11 protein-coding genes and 2 pseudogenes are annotated in these 18,920 nt (G+C 61.0%); 5 read left to right on the forward strand and 8 right to left on the reverse strand.

The window, feature by feature from the left end; all coding sequences use genetic code 11:
* Positions 1-877: 877 nt before the first annotated feature.
* On the reverse strand, positions 878-1,477 hold the full coding sequence (locus J2X01_RS05840) for a PadR family transcriptional regulator (RefSeq protein ID WP_310051711.1): 600 nt from the start codon (positions 1,475-1,477) through the stop codon (positions 878-880).
* A 168-nt stretch (positions 1,478-1,645) separates the two neighbouring features.
* On the opposite strand from J2X01_RS05840, the gene J2X01_RS05845 reads away from it, so the two are divergent.
* The 3 genes from J2X01_RS05845 (at position 1,646) to J2X01_RS05855 (ending at position 5,218) form a co-directional block, all read left to right on the forward strand.
* A complete protein-coding gene (locus J2X01_RS05845; RefSeq protein WP_310051714.1) occupies positions 1,646-2,740 on the forward strand; it encodes an aromatic ring-hydroxylating oxygenase subunit alpha in 1,095 nt (364 codons plus the stop codon).
* A gap of 27 nt (positions 2,741-2,767) precedes the next feature.
* Positions 2,768-3,781, forward strand: coding sequence for a PDR/VanB family oxidoreductase (locus J2X01_RS05850; protein WP_310051716.1), 1,014 nt, complete (start codon positions 2,768-2,770; stop codon positions 3,779-3,781).
* A gap of 132 nt (positions 3,782-3,913) precedes the next feature.
* Complete coding sequence (locus tag J2X01_RS05855) at positions 3,914-5,218, forward strand: MFS transporter (protein WP_310051719.1); 1,305 nt, start codon at positions 3,914-3,916, stop codon at positions 5,216-5,218.
* Between the two features lie 288 nt (positions 5,219-5,506).
* On the opposite strand, the gene J2X01_RS05860 is transcribed toward J2X01_RS05855, so the two are convergent.
* The gene (locus J2X01_RS05860) at positions 5,507-6,586 is read right to left on the reverse strand and encodes an IS110 family RNA-guided transposase (RefSeq protein WP_310051721.1); all 1,080 of its coding nucleotides are present in this window, start codon (positions 6,584-6,586) and stop codon (positions 5,507-5,509) included.
* A gap of 917 nt (positions 6,587-7,503) precedes the next feature.
* Here J2X01_RS05860 and J2X01_RS05865 point away from each other — a divergent pair.
* The gene (locus tag J2X01_RS05865) at positions 7,504-9,324 is read left to right on the forward strand and encodes a glycoside hydrolase family 15 protein (RefSeq protein ID WP_310051724.1); all 1,821 of its coding nucleotides are present in this window, start codon (positions 7,504-7,506) and stop codon (positions 9,322-9,324) included.
* 171 nt (positions 9,325-9,495) lie between these two features.
* On the opposite strand, the gene J2X01_RS05870 is transcribed toward J2X01_RS05865, so the two are convergent.
* The 5 genes and pseudogenes from J2X01_RS05870 to J2X01_RS05885 all read right to left on the reverse strand — a co-directional run bounded on the left by J2X01_RS05870 (position 9,496) and on the right by J2X01_RS05885 (position 14,208).
* Entirely contained in the window at positions 9,496-10,350 is an 855-nt protein-coding gene (locus J2X01_RS05870; protein ID WP_310051728.1) for a Gfo/Idh/MocA family protein, read from the reverse strand.
* Positions 10,351-10,553: 203 nt separating this feature from the next.
* Positions 10,554-10,756, reverse strand: a pseudogene (locus J2X01_RS21995) (DeoR/GlpR family DNA-binding transcription regulator); the annotation flags it as partial.
* Positions 10,757-10,913: 157 nt separating this feature from the next.
* Positions 10,914-12,353, reverse strand: coding sequence for a GntR family transcriptional regulator (locus J2X01_RS05875; RefSeq protein WP_310051730.1), 1,440 nt, complete (start codon positions 12,351-12,353; stop codon positions 10,914-10,916).
* A gap of 782 nt (positions 12,354-13,135) precedes the next feature.
* Positions 13,136-13,525: pseudogene (locus J2X01_RS05880) on the reverse strand (thiazole synthase); the annotation flags it as partial.
* 95 nt (positions 13,526-13,620) lie between these two features.
* Positions 13,621-14,208 carry a TetR/AcrR family transcriptional regulator gene (locus J2X01_RS05885; protein WP_310051731.1) on the reverse strand — a complete coding sequence of 196 codons (588 nt, stop codon included), beginning with the start codon at positions 14,206-14,208 and terminating at the stop codon, positions 13,621-13,623.
* 261 nt (positions 14,209-14,469) lie between these two features.
* Between J2X01_RS05885 and J2X01_RS05890 the strand changes: the two genes are divergently transcribed.
* Entirely contained in the window at positions 14,470-14,850 is a 381-nt protein-coding gene (locus J2X01_RS05890; protein WP_310051734.1) for a cupin domain-containing protein, read from the forward strand.
* A 1,359-nt stretch (positions 14,851-16,209) separates the two neighbouring features.
* Here J2X01_RS05890 and betT read toward each other — a convergent pair.
* The gene (gene betT / locus J2X01_RS05895) at positions 16,210-18,303 is read right to left on the reverse strand and encodes a choline BCCT transporter BetT (RefSeq protein WP_310051736.1); all 2,094 of its coding nucleotides are present in this window, start codon (positions 18,301-18,303) and stop codon (positions 16,210-16,212) included.
* Between the last annotated feature and the right edge of the window lie 617 nt (positions 18,304-18,920).

Here is an 18,920-nt window from a genome sequence, read left to right on the forward strand (position 1 = left end):
GATCCGGCAGGACGTGGTCATCCAAGTAGACGTAAAGTGTGGTCAGGAGAGTGTTTAGTTGAGTGTTCACAAACCCGGCTTAACACTCTCCGCCTAACTTTAAAAGCCTCCACGCCCGTTCCCAGCAATAGGACTTACTCATCTAGAACAGTTGGTGGCCATCAAGAAGACGAGTGATGTTGCCGTCAGGCCTGATGGCTTGTTGGCTGCAGCGCTGGTCGATCCTTCCAACAACAAGGTGGCGGTCGGGTGGCCGCACGAGAATGCCGAAGAAAACGGAACCCCCGAGTCATTCATAATCAAGGGCCGGGCTCCAGGACGGTGCGCGCCGGCATTCCAAGTCTGGCGCCAAAAATGTCCTAGTCAGCCCGCGAAACCACCTCATTCACCATCAACCCATATTCTCATCCATTTACGCATGCGTGCGTTCCGCCAGGGCGGACAATGGGATCCGCACTCCTCACACTCCGGTTCGTCGACAAGATCACCCCTGAGTACTGGCCGGCTCAGTCTTCCTGCAAAATCCCGTGCCCCCACCGAAGTCGGCGCCACGCAACCAAAGTGACCGATCACATCGCTGCCGCGCAAATTTGCGGTTCAGGAGGAGGAATGCTGTCGAAAGCCGGAACGATTATCAGTCTCGCAACACATTCTCCGGACTCCAGTTCTCACGTCTTGGAAAATCCAATTTCGGCACTCAGCCCCTCGAAGTTCCCGAGTGCCTTGCTTTCTGGCCTCAGCACGCCGCTCAGGAAGTGGCATCCCATAACTGGCTTTTCACCGCGGCTATTAGAGTCAGAGCCGCGTGCGTCAATGACGGATGGGCCGATGTACCACTCGGTCGGGGGCGGGAAGCCGCCAGGTCACCTCGGTTGAATCAGCTGCCTTGCAGTGAAGGTCCCGAGAGCGAATCGATGAGTTTTAGCCCTCGCTTGCCCCATTCAATTTCTGTTTCCGCGCGTGCGATTAGACCCTCGTAGGTGAAGATCTTGTATTCAATGGTTCGCCTACGGTCCGCTTCAGGGGTGGCAGCCAGGCGTTTATTCAACATCTCGTTGGTGCCGGCCCGCAGCCCGGCGATCATCTCTGCCCATTGATCGCGGCGCAGTGTGTGATAGTCGATATGCGCCTGCATGTGCTTCCGAGCGGTGACCGGCTCGGTCCACTCCAGGTATGCGGCCTTCAAGTGGACCGGATCACGCTCGCGGGAATACTCCACCGGGGCATTCATCCATTCACGGAAGGCCGCCCGCCCCTCCTGGGAGATCCGGTACTGCGTCTTCTTGCCGCGTTGGCCCCAGGAAACTTCTTCCGCCCGCAGCAGCCCCTCTTTGGCCATCTTCCGCAGCTCCGGATAGATCTGGGAATCCGGGGCATGCCACACGAAGGCCACGGAGGACTCAAAACGTTTTGCAAGGTCGTAACCGGTCATCGGCTCGACGGCCAGCAAAGCCAAGAGCGCGTAACGAAGACTCACGGAGAAGTTTCCTTTCTAGGTCTTGCCAACTAACTATATCTATAGATAGTCTGTGATCCAAGCCACCATCTATGAACATAGATAGTTGAGGGTTCCCAATAATATCTTCATGCGTATGGCATGCAGCGTCAGCGGAGACGTCGCCCAGCCACCGGAAAGAGGTCAAAGATGACTGTGCTTCAGTCCAGCAATTCCACCACCAACAAAGTCCTCGGCCATCCACTGAATGCCTGGTACGTCGCCGCCTGGGACCTCGAAGTGACCCGCAAACCTATGGCCCGCCGGATCGCTGACCGCCCGCTGGCGCTGTACCGCACCGAGGACGGCAAGGCCGTGGCTCTGGCGGACGCGTGCTGGCACCGATTGGCCCCGTTGTCCATGGGGAAGACCGTGGGCAAGGACGGGATCCAGTGCCCGTACCACGGCATCGTCTACAACTCCGCGGGGCGATGTGCTTCGATGCCGGCGCAGGAGAGCATCAACCCCTCCGCCACCGTCCCGTCCTTCCCGGTGGTCGAGCGCTATCGGTTTGTCTGGGTTTGGCTGGGCGATCCGACCAAGGCGGACCCCGACCTTGTCCCGGATATGCATCAAATGGACAGCCCGGACTGGGCCGGCGATGGGGAGACCATATTCGCTCCGTGCAATTACCAGTTGGTCCTGGACAACCTGATGGACCTTACCCACGAGGAATTTGTTCACGCCTCCAGCATCGGCCAGGAAGAACTCAGCGAATCCGACTTCGTGGTCACGCACGATGACCGCACGGTCACCGTGTCGCGATGGATGCTGAACATCGATGCCCCGCCGTTCTGGCTCAAGAACCTCCGCGACAAGTTCCCCGGCTTCGAAGGCAAGGTGGACCGTTGGCAGATCATCCGCTTCGAGGCGCCCTCCACTATCCGCATTGACGTCGGCGTTGCCAAGGCCGGCACGGGCGCCCCGGAGGGCGACCGGAGCCAGGGCGTCAACGGCTACGTCATGAACACGATCAGCCCGGAAACCGCCAAAACCTGCCACTACTTCTGGGCCTTCATGCGCAACTATTGCCTGGACAGCCAGCTGATCACCACGCAGCTTCGCAACGGCGTCCACGGCGTGTTCGGTGAGGATGAAGCCATGTTGACGGCTCAGCAGGAGGCCATCGACGCAAATCCGGATTACGAGTTCTACAGCCTGAACATCGACGCCGGCGGCATGTGGGTCCGCCGGCTGATCGAGCGGATGCTGCAGGCAGAGGGCCGCCTGGTGGCGGCACTCTGAGCGGCCCCGGACTCCAAGGGAAAGACAATGGCAGCAACCAACAACGAAGTCTGGCAGTCCGCAACGGTCGTGGCTGTCTCTGATGTGGCCGCAGGCATCCGGCGCATCGAACTGGAACCGGCATTGCCGAAACACGCAGAGCCCGGATCGCACATCGACCTCACCGTAACGATTAACGGCCAGCAGGAGAAGCGCTCCTACTCGGTAGTTGAATCCATCGACGGCGGAAAAACCCTGGCGATCAGCGTCTTCAAGGCTCCCGTTTCCCGGGGCGGATCCGTCGTCATGCACACGCTCCAGCCCGGTGACACACTGCGCATCACCCAGCCCCTTCAGAATTTTCCGCTGCGGGTCGGGGCAGAGCGCTACGTTCTGCTGGCAGGTGGCATCGGAATCACCGCGATCATGAACATGGCGGCGGTGCTTCGCAACGTCAAGGCAGACTACACCCTGGTCTATGCCGGCCGGACCCGACCGGCGATGGCCTACCTGCAGGATCTGCAGGACCTCCACGGGGCCCGGCTGCAGGTCCACGTCGACGACGAACAAAGCAGCTTAGACGTAAACGCCCTGATTGGCGGTCTCGACCCGGAAACCGAACTGTATATGTGTGGACCGATCCGGCTGATGGATGCGGTCCGCCGTGCCTGGACCGAACGTGAACTGGCGCTGCCTGATTTGCGCTACGAAACGTTCGGGAACTCCGGCTGGTACGACCCGGAAGAGTTCCTCGTCCGCATCCCGCGGCTGGGGGTCGAGGCCAGGGTCGGGCAGGGCCGCTCCATGCTCGAGGCGCTTGAGGACGCCGGCGTCGACATGATGTTCGACTGCCGCAAGGGTGAGTGCGGCCTGTGCGAGGTCCGCATTTTGGACCTGAAAGGTGCCGTTGACCATCGCGACGTTTTCTACAGCGAGCGACAGCAACATGCTGAAGAAAAGATGTGCTGCTGCGTCTCGCGGGCCGTCAGCTCCGCTACAGTCTCTCGGACCAACGTTGATTCTTCAGGCTCCCCTGCGGTCGTCACCATCGACGTGTCCTGAACTCCCCTGCTTGGCACCACACGCGCTGCACACATCTGTTGCAGCCCGAAAACAGCATTAGCTCCCCAAGGGAGCTCCTGAGTCTTCAAGGAACACTTCATGGATCTACGCGAACGTATAAACAGCTCCAGGATGTCGCCATACCAATGGGCAATCATCGGAATGTGCGTCCTGCTCAATGCCCTCGATGGCTTTGACGTACTGGCAATGGCCTTCACCGCCAACGGAGTCACCAAGGAGTTCGGCCTTACCGGCTCCGAATTGGGCGTCCTGCTGAGCGCGGGCCTGATCGGCATGGCCATCGGATCCCTTTGCCTCGCCCCACTGGCTGACATCATCGGACGGCGCCCAATGATTATCGCCTCAGTCGGCGCAGCCGGCGCCGGCATGCTGTTGGCAGCAACGGCCGGCAACATGGCGCAGCTGGGCATCTGGCGCTTCCTGACAGGACTGGGCGTCGGCTGCATCCTTGCCTGCACCAACGTCATCGCCAGCGAATACTCCTCCAAACAACGCCGAGGACTGAGCATCAGCATCTATACCGCCGGTTACAGCATCGGGGCGACCCTTGGAGGTGCGGCAGCCGTCTACCTCCAAAGCCAGTACGGCTGGCGTTCCGTCTTCGTTTTCGGCGGCATCATCACCCTCAGCATTCTGGTTGTCCTGCTGTTCCTGCTACCCGAATCCGTTGACTTCCTCGTTACGAAGCGGCCCCGCAACGTCCTGGACCGCCTCAACCGGATCGCCCGCAAGACGGGGCACCCCGAAGTCACTGCCCTCCCGGATGTCCAAGCCGTCTCCAAGTCAAAAACCAACCCCATTTCCGATCTGTTGTCCCCTACCAACCGGCGGTCCACCCTTCTGCTCTGGGTGGCGTTCTTCACCACAATGTTCGGCTTCTATTTCATCAACAGCTGGACCCCACGGCTGCTGGTCACCGCAGGTATGACGGAAAGCCAAGGCATTACCGGCGGGCTGATGCTGACCCTAGGCGGAATATTTGGAGCCGTCCTCTACGGCGTCCTCGCGACCAAATGGAACAGCAAGATCGTCCTCGTGGGATTCACCGTTCTCTCGGCCGTAATGATGGTCGTCTTCATTTCTTCCGCCTCTGTGATCGTGCTGGCCTTGGGTGCAGGCGTCCTCGTGGGCATGCTGATTAACGGCTGCATCGCCGGCCTCTACACGCTTGCTCCTTCCCTCTACCCCGCGTCCGTCCGCAGCACAGGCGTCGGATGGGGCATCGGCATCGGACGAATCGGAGCCATCATTGCCCCGCTGATCACCGGGGCCCTGCTAGATGTATCCTGGTCAGCCGTACAGCTCTACCTCGGCGTCGGTGTCGTCGTGCTAATCAGCGCCGCCGCTGTTGGAATGATCCGATCCAAAGAAGCGGTCAAGAGTGTGCCATCCGTAGAAGAACTCACAGAAGCTTGACCACTATTGAGGATCCGGGACACAAATGAAAAGCCGCCGACTGAGCTCGATCGTCGTGCCCCGCGTGCCCCAACCCTGGTCGGACATGCCGGCAGGTCATTCATCAACCTGCCACCTAAATCCCAGCCACCGTTGCGGCGCTGGCTCTCGATGCATCCACTCGCGTCGAGAGCCAGCACCGTTAGCTGTGGGAAGTCTGCGCTTTGCCCTCGCTCACCGATCTCGAACCGACCATGGCCGAATCGAGGACGTCAGTTTGAGTTCTAGCGGTCGACTCTTCTATGTCTGTCAAGCCGCTTTCATCGCCGTTGCCGAGGTGTTGAGCGTGCGGTAGATACGGCGAGCCAGGTAGCGTTTGATGCAGCGGCGGATTTCCTTGTCGGTACGTCCTTCGGCGCGTCGCTTCTCCACGTACTCGCGGGTTTCGCCGTCATGGGTCATCCTGGTGATCGCGACCAGGTGCAGGGCGCTGTTCAGGGTCCTGTCACCGCCCCGGTTCAACCGGTGCCTGACCGTGTTCCCGGAGGACGCCGGGATCGGATTCACCCCGGCGAGGGAGGCGAACGCGGCCTCGTTACGGACCCGGCCCTGGTGTGACCACGCGGCGAGGCACTTCGCGGCGCTGATCGCCCTGAACCCCTTCTCCTCCAGCAACGGTGCGGCCTCGCTGACCTTGACCAGCTCATCCAACTGCTTCTCGTTGGCCGCCAGCTGCTCATCGAGCTCCAGGACGTGTTTGGCCAGCCGCACGGCCTCGTCACGGGCAATGGACAAGGAGATTTCCTCGTCGCGGGACCGCCACTTGGAGACCTCGGTGATCTGGGCGCCGGTGAGTTTCTTGCGGGCGTCGATGCCCAGGTCGTTGCTGCGCACCAGGGCGTTGAGCGCGTTGACCGACCGGGTGCGGTCCTTGGCCATGGATCCCCGCGCCGTGACCAGGATCCGCACGCCCTGGCGGACCCCGTCATGCAGGCGGGGTCGGCGCAGCTTGTCCACCGGCAGGGGCAGAACGGCCATGGCGATCTGGTGGGCGTCCAGGGCATCGGTTTTGCCCACGCCACGGCGCTTCTTGGCGTCCATGCCCGGCGCCTCGGCGACCGGGAATCCGTGGGTTGCCACGGTGCCGGCGAGGATCGCTCCGTAGGATGCGGCGCCTTCGATCACCCAGAGGGTATCGGCATTGCCATCGGTGCGGCGGGCGACCCAGGCAATGGCCCGGTTGATCCCGGCGGCGGTGGTGGGGAACTCGCGGGTTTCCAGCAGGGCGCCGGTAGTCGCGGCAAGGATCGCGTAGACGTGGTTGCGGGCGTGAGTGTCGACACCCACGACAAATGGGTGGGCATGCGCGACGATAGACATGGCGGTCATTCGTACCTTCCTCTTCACGGATGTGGTCATGGCCGCTGTCGGCCGGCACCAGTCCGGGTAGAGGTCACCAAGGGAACAGCACTGTGATGGGTCACGCCCCGCAAGGGGCGGACAATCTTCTGATCAAGCTACCGAGGTGGGCCGGACGGGTACCGGCCGGCCCACCACCGTGGACGGACAAGTCGATCGAATGACACCTGAGGGTCAGTTGCAACATGAGTCACGTCCACGGGGTGGAAGGGCCGGTACCTATCCTGCCAGCCAGTCCCAGACCAGCTAAGAAAAGTCTCACAGTTGCAACACACCGAGATTTGCGAGTTGCAACGACCCTGTTGTTTTTACGAATGAACCGTCCGGAAACAGGAAGTACGCGCCTAAGTAGAAAGTTCACATTATTCGGATTCAACCGTGGCGGCAGCGCGTCTGATGAAAGACACTCGGGACCCGGTGCTTGTGGGGTGTACGTGTCTCAACCGATCGTCTCGCAGTCCTCGGCTTGCGAGACGAGGTGCAATCCGATGAGGTTGCCTAAAGCGCATCTGCCTTGGGGCAGGTGTGGCTGCGGAACGCATCAAGAGCGGTCCCTGCCGCTAGCGGAAGCCTGATGCGAGACAGGGCAGTAGGGGCCGTCCAATTGGACCGCCCCTACTGGCATCTGATCACCGCTGCTTTGGGCGGCGGAGGAGAAAATACTTCCCAGCTCCACGTCATAGGCGGAACGGGCTGTCCTTGCCGAGCTTGGCGCCCACCTGCGCCCGGGCGCAGCTTCACGCATTGACGGAAGAATTGGTGAGGTTGCTCTAGCGCCTCCTTCCCACCATGAAAGGCGAACCCGGTGTGGCCCGCGGAGGTAGTTCAACCAGATCCCGGATACAACGGGCCTAACCTGGATTGAAAAAGTTGTGATTGAGTGGAGCATGGCTTCCCCCATAGAGGACTATGCGTTGCTATCGGATCTTCAGACTGGGCCTCTCATCTCCCGGGATGGCAGCGTGGACTGGCTCTGTTTCCCGCGCTTCGACTCACCGTCCGTGTTTAGCCGAATCTTAGGCACCGATGAGCACGGCCGCTGGCTGTTGGCGCCCAGCGAAGCAGGCGCTGCCGTTGTCGATCGGCACTATATTGACTCGACATTTGTACTCCAAACCATCTGGAAGACCAGTCGCGGAATCGTCCTAGTTACCGATTTCATGCCGTTGGGGGATAACGGTTCCTCCCTTGTCCGCCGTGTTACCGGGTTGGAAGGCAGCGTTGAAATGCGCCAGGAGCTTCGGATCCGCCCAGGATATTCAACGGTCTTGCCGTGGATGAGTCGTGTACGCGATAACGCGCAGACGGCGGCGCCAGTCCTGTTGGCCATGGCCGGTCCGGATGCTCTCGCACTGAGAGGACCTCATCTTCCGCATGCCCACGCGCACGGGCACGAGGGAGAATTCCCCATTTCTAAGGGCGAGCAGCTTGATTTCGAACTAACGTGGTTCCCTTCGCACCGCCCCTTGCCAGCAGCGGTTGACGTTGATGCCGCCCTCGAAGAAGCCACAGACTACTGGAGCCGCTGGGGAAGTCACTGCCGGCAGGACGGCGCCTACGGGGGTGCGGTAAAACGTTCGTTGTTAGTGCTGCGGGCCCTCACACATTTTGAAACGGGCGGCATAGTCGCAGCGCCCACGACGTCCCTCCCCGAGGATTTCGGCGGGCCGCGGAACTGGGACTACCGATACTGCTGGCTGCGCGACGCGGCCCTGACACTGGAATCGATGCTGACCCACGGCTACGAAACGGAGGCACTTCAATGGCGCAACTGGCTCCTGCGGGCACTCGCCGGCGATCCCGAACAGATGCAGATCATGTACGGGGTGGGGGGAGAGAGGGAACTTCCTGAACGCGAGCTGGCCCACCTCCCCGGCTACGAAGACTCCAAGCCTGTGCGGATTGGAAATGCCGCCGTATCCCAGTTCCAGGCTGATGTTGTGGGCGAAGTGATGGTGGCATTGGAAAGACTGCGTATGGCCGGAGGTAAAGAAGACCATTTCTCCTGGGCCCTTCAGCGGGCACTCTTGGGATTCGTCGAAAAACACATCGATGACCGGGACTTCGGTCTTTGGGAGATGCGCGGCGCCGCACAGTACTTCACCCACTCCCGAGTGATGATGTGGGCCGCGTTCAACAGCGGAATTCGGGCGGTTCGCATCCACGGATTATCTGGAGATGCTAAGAAGTGGGAGCACCTCCGTGAGCGGTTACGTGAAGAGATCATGCGCGAGGGCTTCAACCCGAGCATCAATTCCTTCACGCAGACCTATGGCGGAACGCAAACAGACGCGGCCCTGCTCGTTATGCCCCAGGTCGGTTTTCTCCCCTACAACGACAAGCACATGCTCAGCACAGTCACGCGGCTGGAACAGGAACTCCTGACGGACGACGGCCTGCTGCTGCGCTACCGGACTGAGAGCGGCGTGGACGGCCTGGAGCCGGGTGAGCATCCTTTTCTCGCCTGCTCTTTCTGGCTCGTGGAGCAGTATGCGCGCACAGGTCGACAAGTCGAGGCAAAGATCTTGATGGACAAGCTCGTGGGGCTTGCCAATGAGCTTGGTCTGCTTAGCGAAGAGTACGCAACGAACGAAAGGCGGATGGCTGGCAACTTTCCACAAGCATTCTCACACTTGACTCTGGTCAGGGCGGCCGATGCGATGCACGGGATCGACCGCCTCAGTCTGGCCGTCGACGCTCCGGTTTAGTGGCACATCGTCGGAGGTGCCTCGTTTTGGAGTAGAAACCAGCTCACGTGTTGCCAGCATTCTCGAGACAGAGTAGGAGCCAGCAGCGTGGTTGCCCGCAGGCTTGGGTACGACCGGCCCACCTACCGGGTTCTGCAGGGAGCGGCCACGATTGTGTTGATGTCGAGTTCTTCAGCTAACGCCTAGGCCAGCGCCAGAATGTGGTCTCGACTCAGACGCCCCCTCTTGTTGCCACGCTGCCTGGTCGAGACCTTCCAACACCAGGGTGTGTTCGCCCATGCGTATGAAGTGGTTTTCGCCCTTGACCTGGTGATGGATGGTGTCCTGTCCGAAGTGATGCTCTTCCAGGACCGAGTCCTCCTCCAGGAGCCCGAAAGGATTGTCAAGGTAGATCCGGCCGCCGTCGTTGGCGTCACGGTAGTTGCCAAAGGACACGACATGAGCCGGCTCCTGCCCGGTGACCATCCGGCTCATGTTGACGCAGTAACAACCAGCATCGAAAAGTGCGCCGCCGCCGAGCCCGGCATACCAGCGGATGTTGTCGTCACCGGCCGTATCGAAGGAGTGTGCGACGTGGACAAACGTTAGTTGGCCCACCGCGCCGGCTGCGAGCAGCTCCTGCAGTTTCTCGAACCGCGGGTGAAAACGGTACATGAAGCCTTCCAGGACGTGGAGCCCGGTCTCGTCGGCCTTGCGCGTAATCTCCTCGCACTCGGCGGCGCTCATCGCCAAAGGCTTTTCAGAAAGGACGTGCTTCCCTGCGTCCAGGGCTTTAAAAATCCATTCGAGGTGGAGCGCGTTCGGCAGCGCAATGTAGACAGCGTCGATGTCCGGGGAAGCGAGCAGCGCCTCATACGAACCAAACGCCTGTGGAATGCCGTGCTTATCAGCGTATTCCCTGGCCTTTTGCTCCGTGCGGGACGCAATACCTACAACCTCACCGTTTTTCGTTTCCTGCAACGCCGGAATTGTCTTGCGGACGACGCGGGCGGTGCCCAAGACGCCCCAACGCAATTTCTCGCTCATTGAACTCTCCATTTTTACAACCGACCCCGCCTTCGCAGCGTGCTGCGGCTGCCAAGCACAAAGTCCGCACCGCATTGCCGCGATCTCCAATGGATTGGGGTTTCGCCTGAACCTTTCGCAACGTACTCGCCGTGTACTTACCCAGCGTCAGGGCAGACTTCATTCGCTACCGACCGCCGCCACCGCAACCTGAACCCCCGCGTCGCCAAGACGTGAACATTGTTCCCGCGCCGGGCCATGAGTTCCTTGAGCAGGGTCTGTGCGTGGTCGGCCTCGCAGATGCCGTCCACGGCGGTGACGGCATCGAGGCATCATCCGCTCCAGGGCGGCTTCGGGAGCGGTCCAACGAAGCTCTAGCTGACGCTGCGCGGCTGGCCGGCCAGGTGTCCACTTCGATGCCCTCGGACCAGTTGGGCTGTCATAGCTGCCCACATCCGTGCAAGTGCATCCTGGCCATCATTGAGGTTAGATCAGGCCAGAGCATGCTCCATTTTGCTGGAGCCGGTGGTACGACGAACCCTTCGACGGCTGGTTGTCCACAGTGCAGGCTATGTGTGGAGCGATCATTCGAGGCGCGCGGTCGCGGTAGAGGTGCCCACGAAGAGTTTCCAAGGCATGGCTTGGAGGGCTATCTGCTTTCCGGCATATTTTGTGGGTGAGTAGATCCCCCCCATGAAGCGGCCGGTGTTAGTTGCGATGATCACATCGTTCTGGTCGACGAGGCACGTATTCGGAGGTAGTGCCCGAAGGGGCGATTCGAGCTGGCTCTGGATTCCTCGGACAAGTACATCTGCAGCCACGATCCCGACCATTTGCTCCCCCACGAAAGCCGCTTTGCTGAAGGTGATGATGTTTTCGTTGCTCCCATTGGCGTCCAGATATGCATGGCTGATGTGGATGGCGCCGTCGCCGTAGTCCTCGGGCCGCCAAGTCGCGGTACCACCCTCATATAGGTCCCAGTCAATCACGAGCCGCTGAAGTGAGTGAGGTCCTGTCGGCGCGTGGCACCACGCGGCGCCCGCAGGGCTGAATGAGGATTCAGGCAGGAAGCCTGCTCCGTACAAAAGTGGAACAGCCCCCTCGAGAGTCCGTCGCGAAGCGTCGTAGATAGCGTCCAGGTCAGAGATGTCCCCTTGGCGCTGTGAGCCGAGCTGAACGCGAACCGCGTGTTCAATCGAACGGATCGAAGATGAGGCCGTATCTGCCAGTAGCTCAGTGAAGGATTCGATAGACGCTACTTCATGTTCCTCCCTGTCGGGGTCAGGAAATGATTCTTCGCGTGATGCATCGGCGCCCATGCGCAGGTCGAGAACCCGGTTCATATCCGAACGTACATGCTCCTCGGCCAGAGCCCGGGCGAGAATCCCATCTCCGGACCGAATCGCCTCCACGATTGCGACATGCTCTGCTGCCGCGCTGCTGTGTCCGCCAGGGACCGCCCAGATCAGCGGCCCGACCTCGGATTGCATCGCCATCTCCTCGCGTGTGAGCCTCACGGAGCCCGAGCTTGCAGCAAGCTCGATGTGAAACCTGCTGTCAGCGCGAGTCGCATGCGCAGAATCTTCAGACGACTCGACCTTTACCGCCATGGATGCCAGGCGCCCAAGAGAAAGCCGCCCACTCCGCTCCGCAGCGGCAGCAGCTGCCGAGCCCGCCAAGAAGGCCCAGTAGTCACGGATGTCTCGCAGGTCATCAAGAGAATAGGCCATGAGCGACTCGCGCTCCGCCTTGATGATGTCGCCGGTATTGGCCTTGACGAAGCTTCCGCCGCCCTTGCCCCGCCGCGTCTCGAGCAAGCCGCGCCCCCGCAGCTCGGCCAACGCCGCGCGAAGGGTTAGAGTCGACACGCCCATCTTGGCTGCAAGCTCGCTTTCGCTGGGCAACTGGGTCCCGTCTTCAAGCACTCCGAGCTCGATGGCATGCCTGAGGCGCCTCCCGACCTCCTCCCCTCGATCAAACGTGGCCAAGGGCGCGAATGCGAGTTGCTCTCTCCACGTGGTCATGGACCACTGCTCCTTCGTCTAGGCACGCTTCGCTCCGCCACCTTCATTATCTGTCCTTTAACCGCCAATGTCCATTGACATGTAAGGTTAAAGGTATGATAGTTAGGGTATAGCCGCAGAATCGAGACCAACCTTCACCGGGTTTGAAAGGAATGTGATCCGCATGACGCGAGACGAAGCCTATGCCGGTTGTCCTTCGGACTCCTACGTGGAGTTCTACGGAGGCCAATGGCTTGTCGTTCCGCTCGAGCCTGTTGAGCAGCCCTCCTTTTTCACCTGTCTGCCTGGCAACAGGCGGGGCGCGCGTTACTAAATCTGACGTCTTTGACCAACCGACCAACTCGGCCTGTCAGCGGTAAGTGCAGAAAGCCCCGTCTATCCGTCACACTTGCGGATTGAACGGCTGCGGCCTTTGGTCGAACGCTCAACGCCATGATGCTGTCTACCGGAGTGGCTCCGGGACCGAAGCCAGCGAAGAGACCGTCCCCGCGGAGTCCTACCGGAGTCTTCCGAATGCGGTGACAGCCTCGATGAATCCGCTAGCAGGGCATGTGCGAGGTCGGCGACTAACGTCTCATCGTCCCAAAAACTGCGTCCAATGAGGTGGTCAGATCGATGAACACCACAACCATGCGTGTGGTGACGCGTTCGCCCACGCGAAGGTTTTCAAATGTGGGATGGCCGGGGGGTTTGGTTTCAGGAAGTGCGGAAGTGCGGGACGGCGCCGGCTCTGAGGCCGCCCGGCTGCACATCGCCACTCCCATGCAGCCAGAACTGTGGCCCTAGAGGAACTCAGCTCGGCCTTCCATTGCAGAGGACGCCAGTGCATGCTCGCGGCGCGGGATCCGCCCGGCCGCTTTCGCCTGCCTGCCGGCGATAACGGCGTGTTTGAAGGCTTCTCCCATGAGCGCAGGGTTCTGCGCCCGGGTCACTGCCGTGGCCAGCAGCACGGCGTCACAGCCCAGTTCCATCCCAAGGGCGGCATCAGAGGCGGTACCGATGCCCGCATCCAGCACCACAGGCACAGAGGCGCGCGACACGATCAGTTCGATGTTGTGCGGGTTGAGAATTCCCAGGCCCGCACCGATCGGGGAGCCGAGCGGCATGACGGCTGTGGCTCCCAGGTTCTCCAGACGCAGCGCCAGGACAGGGTCGTCGTTCGTGTAAGCGAAGCCTATGGAGCGGCGCCGTCCCTAGTCAGGAGCCTGATGCGGGTTCAAAATACGCGCAAGAAGTCAACCAGCCCCGTAAGCGTTGCGTGCGTAGTTCAGACGCCGGCCTTGAGGAGAAGTGCGTCAATCATCATGAAGAACTGGGCGCGGTGACCGGTGGCCTTCGGGTCGGTCATGTATTGGATGGCGGCGCCGTCGTAGATCATGAGAAAGAGCCTCACCAGCGTGGGGAAGTCGATGAGGCAGTTGTCACCGTTGCTTTGGGCGGCGGCGGAGAAGATGTTTCCCAGTTCCACTTCATAGGCGGGATAAATTTTCGCGGCCAGCGGGCTGACGGCGGCATTGCGTGTTGCCCACAGAATGAGTTCGATCTCGGACAGTATGCTTGCGGGCTCTTCCTCCAGTGCGCGCCAGTAGCCTTCGGCCACCTGTTCCAGGGCCTTACGGAGTCCCAGATGGATCGCGGCGTCACTGGAAAAACGGCTCAAGTTCTTAAACCAGGCCTCTGCGGCCGCGTCCATAAGTTCTTCTTTATTGCTAAAGCAATAATACGCCGTAGCCAAGGGAGCGTTAACCTCCTTGGCGATAGCCCTAATGGTCACCGACTGAACACCCTCACGGCGCATAAGTTCGACCGTCGCTGCAATCAGCTGTTCTTTTCGTTCTTCAGCGGATACCCGCATAGCTCACTCTCCAGTCTCCCGTTTTGACCCGACAGGGACACTTCCTTAAAGACTATTGCTTGAGTGTCAAAAAGATGTTCAAGATCTCTGTTCAGAACGATTGACTTGAACATTCGTCCATGGAAAAGTAAGCACACTGCAGTGATCTACATCACGATGATGCGATGTCACTTAGATCCAGCAAAGCATGTAGTAGTGCAGACTCCCCACTGAAGAAACGGTGAAGACACAATGGCCACAGCCACCCCTCAGCCCCCGACGATGACGACGGGGGAAGCGATAGATTTCTGGCCAGCGCAGGCCCTGGCTCCTATGAAGGACCGGTGGCAGGGCCTCCGCTGCAGGTTCATCAACTCCCATCCTGAAGGCCCCTGGGACGACTTCATACTTTCGGAGTGGGAGCTGGAGGCCTGCGCCTGGGAAGACTTCCACCCCCACACCGAGACAAACTACGTGCTTGAAGGTGAACTCCACATCGAGAGTGGAGGAGAGGTCGTCATCCTCAAGCCGGGCGATTCGGCACGCGTAAATCCCGGACGAAAGGGCAGATACTGGGCACCCGTCTATGCGCGGATGGTCACCATCTACGGCCCCAACCCCGAAGGTGCGGAATCGCATTCCTTCCAATACCTCGAAATCTGAGCCCGGGCAATTATCTCCGACCTCATTGGTCACTACACCTACAGTAACTACACCTGCCCCGCGATAAGAACAAGCTAAAACCTCTTAGCCGGCAACTGGGACTGTGGCGCACCACCCCTCTCGCTGGGTGCTTGAGACAAACGTGTTCACGCCAACCGAAAATAGAGCCAGCGACCATTGTGGAAGCACTCGATGCGGTAGCTCGTCAGGATCGTGGGTGTTTCCCGCGGAGCGGTTGATCAGGCGCCGAAGTACCGGCGGGCAGCGGGTGTGTCGAGTTTTGATGCATTTTCTCCCGGGGTTCGGGAGTTGTTGGTGAAGACGCCGACGATGCCGGCCGCGACGCGGACGGAGCAGGTGGCTGCTCTGGTTCCGCCGGTGCTGTGAATGAGAACCCGGTCCCTGCGGCGCGGCGTTCTTCCGGGTTCCGTGCATGCGGCCGGGCTGCTGGTGCATCAGGGCAAGGGCTGTGAGCGTGGGGGCAGGCTAGTGCGTGCGGCGAAGAGGCCTCCCATTGCTCTGGATCCTGGCCAAGTGACCGATTCATCGCCGATCTGCTGACCGCCCGCGATCGTTCGATGGCGCTGTCGATGCAGCTGGGCGGACTGCGCGCGTCAGAGGTACGACTGCTGCCACTGCCTAGTTGATTTTGGTCTGCGGCGGGTCAGGGTTACGAGCAAGGGCGGAAAGGAACGAGTCGTGCCGGTCGAACCGTCATTATTCACGGAACTGGCGTCTTACCTGGCGCCGAGCATCCGGCCGGCCGCACTGCCGGTGAATGCTTTGAGATGTTGAGCGGACCCACCACCGGCCATGCCCTGACCGAAGACGGGTTGCTGCTGACCTTCCGCACCCACCGGCTGAGGCCCGACACCCCGCACGGGCGTCGGCCGGCTGCACTATACCCATGGCACGGAACTCGCGTGCCCGGGGACCGAACTGCTGGTGCTGCGCGATCTCATGGGCCGCACCAGCTATGTCCATCCGTCGGCAACAACGCTGGCCGACGAGTACGCGGCGCCCAGATCTCGATTGAAGTCATGATGTCTACTGCCAGAAAACCCGTCCTCTCGCCGGCGCCCGGAGGACAGATCTGTGCGAGGACCACTTCCGGTTCGTCGCGCCCATACGGAAACCTGCCCGGAGCGGCGATGACCAACTTGTTCCGTGTCGGGGAGCGTGCTTTCCGCGCTCTCAGGCCTTGGGCTGGTAGCCATGAAACGGGGTGAACATCAAAACGCAAAAGACGAACAGGGTGGGCGACTTCGTCGCCCACCCTGTTCGTCTTGCTGTCGACACTCCGTGGCGCGGACGACCGTCCTGCCGCCATCTCCACAGGTGCTACATCGCAGGCTCCGCCTATACGGGGGAACCGGTCGCCGGTGGTACCGGCGGGGTGATGAGCGAAGGGTGGTCGTACTCGTTCGAGAAGGCCAGGAAGCCCAGGTGGGCCTCGTAACGGACGAGGACGTCTTCCATGATCTGCTGCTGGGTCACGCCCATCAGGTCATAGCCCTCGGAGCCAGTCTGCGCGAAGACTTCCACACGGTAGTAGACGTCGGATTCACGGTGCATGCCCCGGCCGAATTTCGGCACGGAAGCTTCTACAGCCTGGAGCTGATAGTGGAAATCGCGGTGGTCCGGGATGGTGACCACGAGCACATGGCTTGAGACACCCGTGTTTTCGTCCGGGATGGTGTCCAAGGTTGCGTCATGGCCCTGCTTGGTGAACTCCTCGAGGGCTTCGGCCAGCGCCGGCTGCGCCGTGACTTCGATGAACCGTGCGGCCTCGTCCTTGGACGGGTAGGAACGAATCCGTGCCAGCCGCTGGCCCCAGGTGCGGTCCGCCACATGGCCGCCGTGCACCGCCATCGACTGCCGACGCAGCACCCGACCCTCACGTTCGGTCCGCTCCATCCGCAACGCCTTGGTGAAGGAGACCATGACCAACCAGGCGATGATCGTCACTGGCAGGGCGAAGATCAGGGTGGCGTACTCCATGGTGGTCACGCCGCCGGCCACCAGCATGGCGATGGTCAGCAGAGCGGTGACCAGCGCCCAGAAGATTCGCAGCCACTTGGCGCCGTCCTGGGACGGATTCTGGATGGTGGACGAGAAGTTGGACATCATCATGGCGCCGGAGTTGGCGCTGGTGAGGTAGAACAGCATGCCCGACAACGTGCCAAGCCCGATCAGGAGAGGGGCGCCGGGGAACATCCCGAGCAGCGCGTACCAACCCTGCTCCGGGCTGTCCACCGCCAGTTGGGCGAACGCTGTGTTGCCGCCCAAAACCTCGTGCATGGCGCTGTTCCCGAAGATGCTCACGACCAGGAAGTCGCACAGCACCGGGAAGGTGATGGCGGCGATGACAAACTCCCGCAGCGTCCGGCCCCGCGAGATGCGGGCCAGGAACAGTCCCACAAAGGGACCCCAGGCCAGCCAGAAGGCCCAGAAGAACAGGGTCCAGCCGCCCATCCACTCCGAGCCGCCTTCCTGGTACGCGAACGTCTGCAGGGTGCGTTCGGGCAAGGTGAAGACAAAGCGGCCGATGTTTTCCACCAGGGAGTTGAGCAGGAACGAGGTCTGGCCGGTCACCAGGATGTACAGCAGCAGGGCCGCCGCGCTCCAGATGTTCAGCTCAGCGATCCAGCGGATCGCTTTGTCCACGCCGGACGTGCACGCCGCGATGGTGAGCACGACGGCGACAATCACCAGCGCGATCTGCAGGGCCAGGCCCTGCTCGAGACCGAACATAATGGCGAAACCAACGTTCAGCAGCACGACGCCGATCCCCATGGCCGTGGCCACACCAAAGACGGTGCCCACCAAGGTGACGATGTCGATCGCGTCCCCGAGCCCGCCCCGGACCCGTTTGCCCAGCAGCGGATACAAGGCCGACCGGATGGACAGCGGCATTCCCCACCTATAGGCGAAATAGCCCATGGCCATGCCAAGGAGCGCATACATGGCCCAGCCCGCCACGCCGTAGTGGAACATGGTCCACACCACGGCTTCGTGGGCTGCCTCGGCCGTCTGGCCTGCGCCCGCCGGCGGTTTCATGTACTGCGTGATGGGTTCGGTCACGGAGTAGAACAGCATGTCGATTCCCACACCAGCGGCGAACAGGTAGGCCACCCAGGTGAAAAGCTTGTACTGCGGACGCGAGTGGTCCGGGCCCATCCGGACCGAGCCCACCTTTGACAGCGCCACCCACAGCACAAACCCGATCACCGCAGTGACGGTGACGACGTAGAACCAGCCGAGGTTCTCCGCGATCCAGAAAACCACCGTCTTCATGGTTCCCTTCGCACTGGTGGGCGCCAGCATCGCCCAAATAGAGAAAGCGATGACGATGGCTGCAGCAATGATAAGGACGCGCCAGTTAACCCTGGGGCCGCGGTCCTTATTCAGTTCGGCGGGGGCCGTGTCAGGTTCTTGGTCGATGATGCTCATACAAAGGTCCAACTCCAATTCTTGGTCTCTGCTGCGTGAAACGCAGCACATCATGATGGTGTTCGCGGCCTTTTGCTGGTCGGTCAGGTTGAAATCCCGAGGCAGAGGTGCCGCTCGAAGTACTGGCAGGGAGCAGCCACCCGCAGATGCCTTCAAGGCACAGGCCGGGGACGCCTTTCCTGCTTATTCGAGGGTCTCCAGCAACGAGACTTCGGCCGGAACTTCCAATCTGATGCCGCTACGAGCCAGGTTCACAGCGAACCGTTGGCCCTCGTCCATTTCGGCCACGCCGAAGGCGTATATATGCAGCGGGCCAGTCAGCCAACCAAAATCCCGGACATGCGGGAGGATACTGTCCAGGAGGGCAGGCCAGCCCACAGACGTAGAAGTCGGTTCCGTCCGGGTCGCGAAATCTTAATGCGGGAGGTGAAAACTGAACCCGGTCACCGACAACAGGATGCACCGCCAGGGAGCGGCCAGCACCGCCTTTGGTTTGACGACGGAGCTGACCTATTCGGAAGGGGCGCTGCCTGAAGCGTGAGCGAGTGGGCAGTTAATACGGAACAAAAGAAGGCAGCGGATAACGGCCACCCGATTCGGGCACCGCGCCTGTTGCC

The organism is Arthrobacter ginsengisoli, assembly GCF_031456935.1.
Lineage (GTDB): Bacteria > Actinomycetota > Actinomycetes > Actinomycetales > Micrococcaceae > Arthrobacter > Arthrobacter ginsengisoli.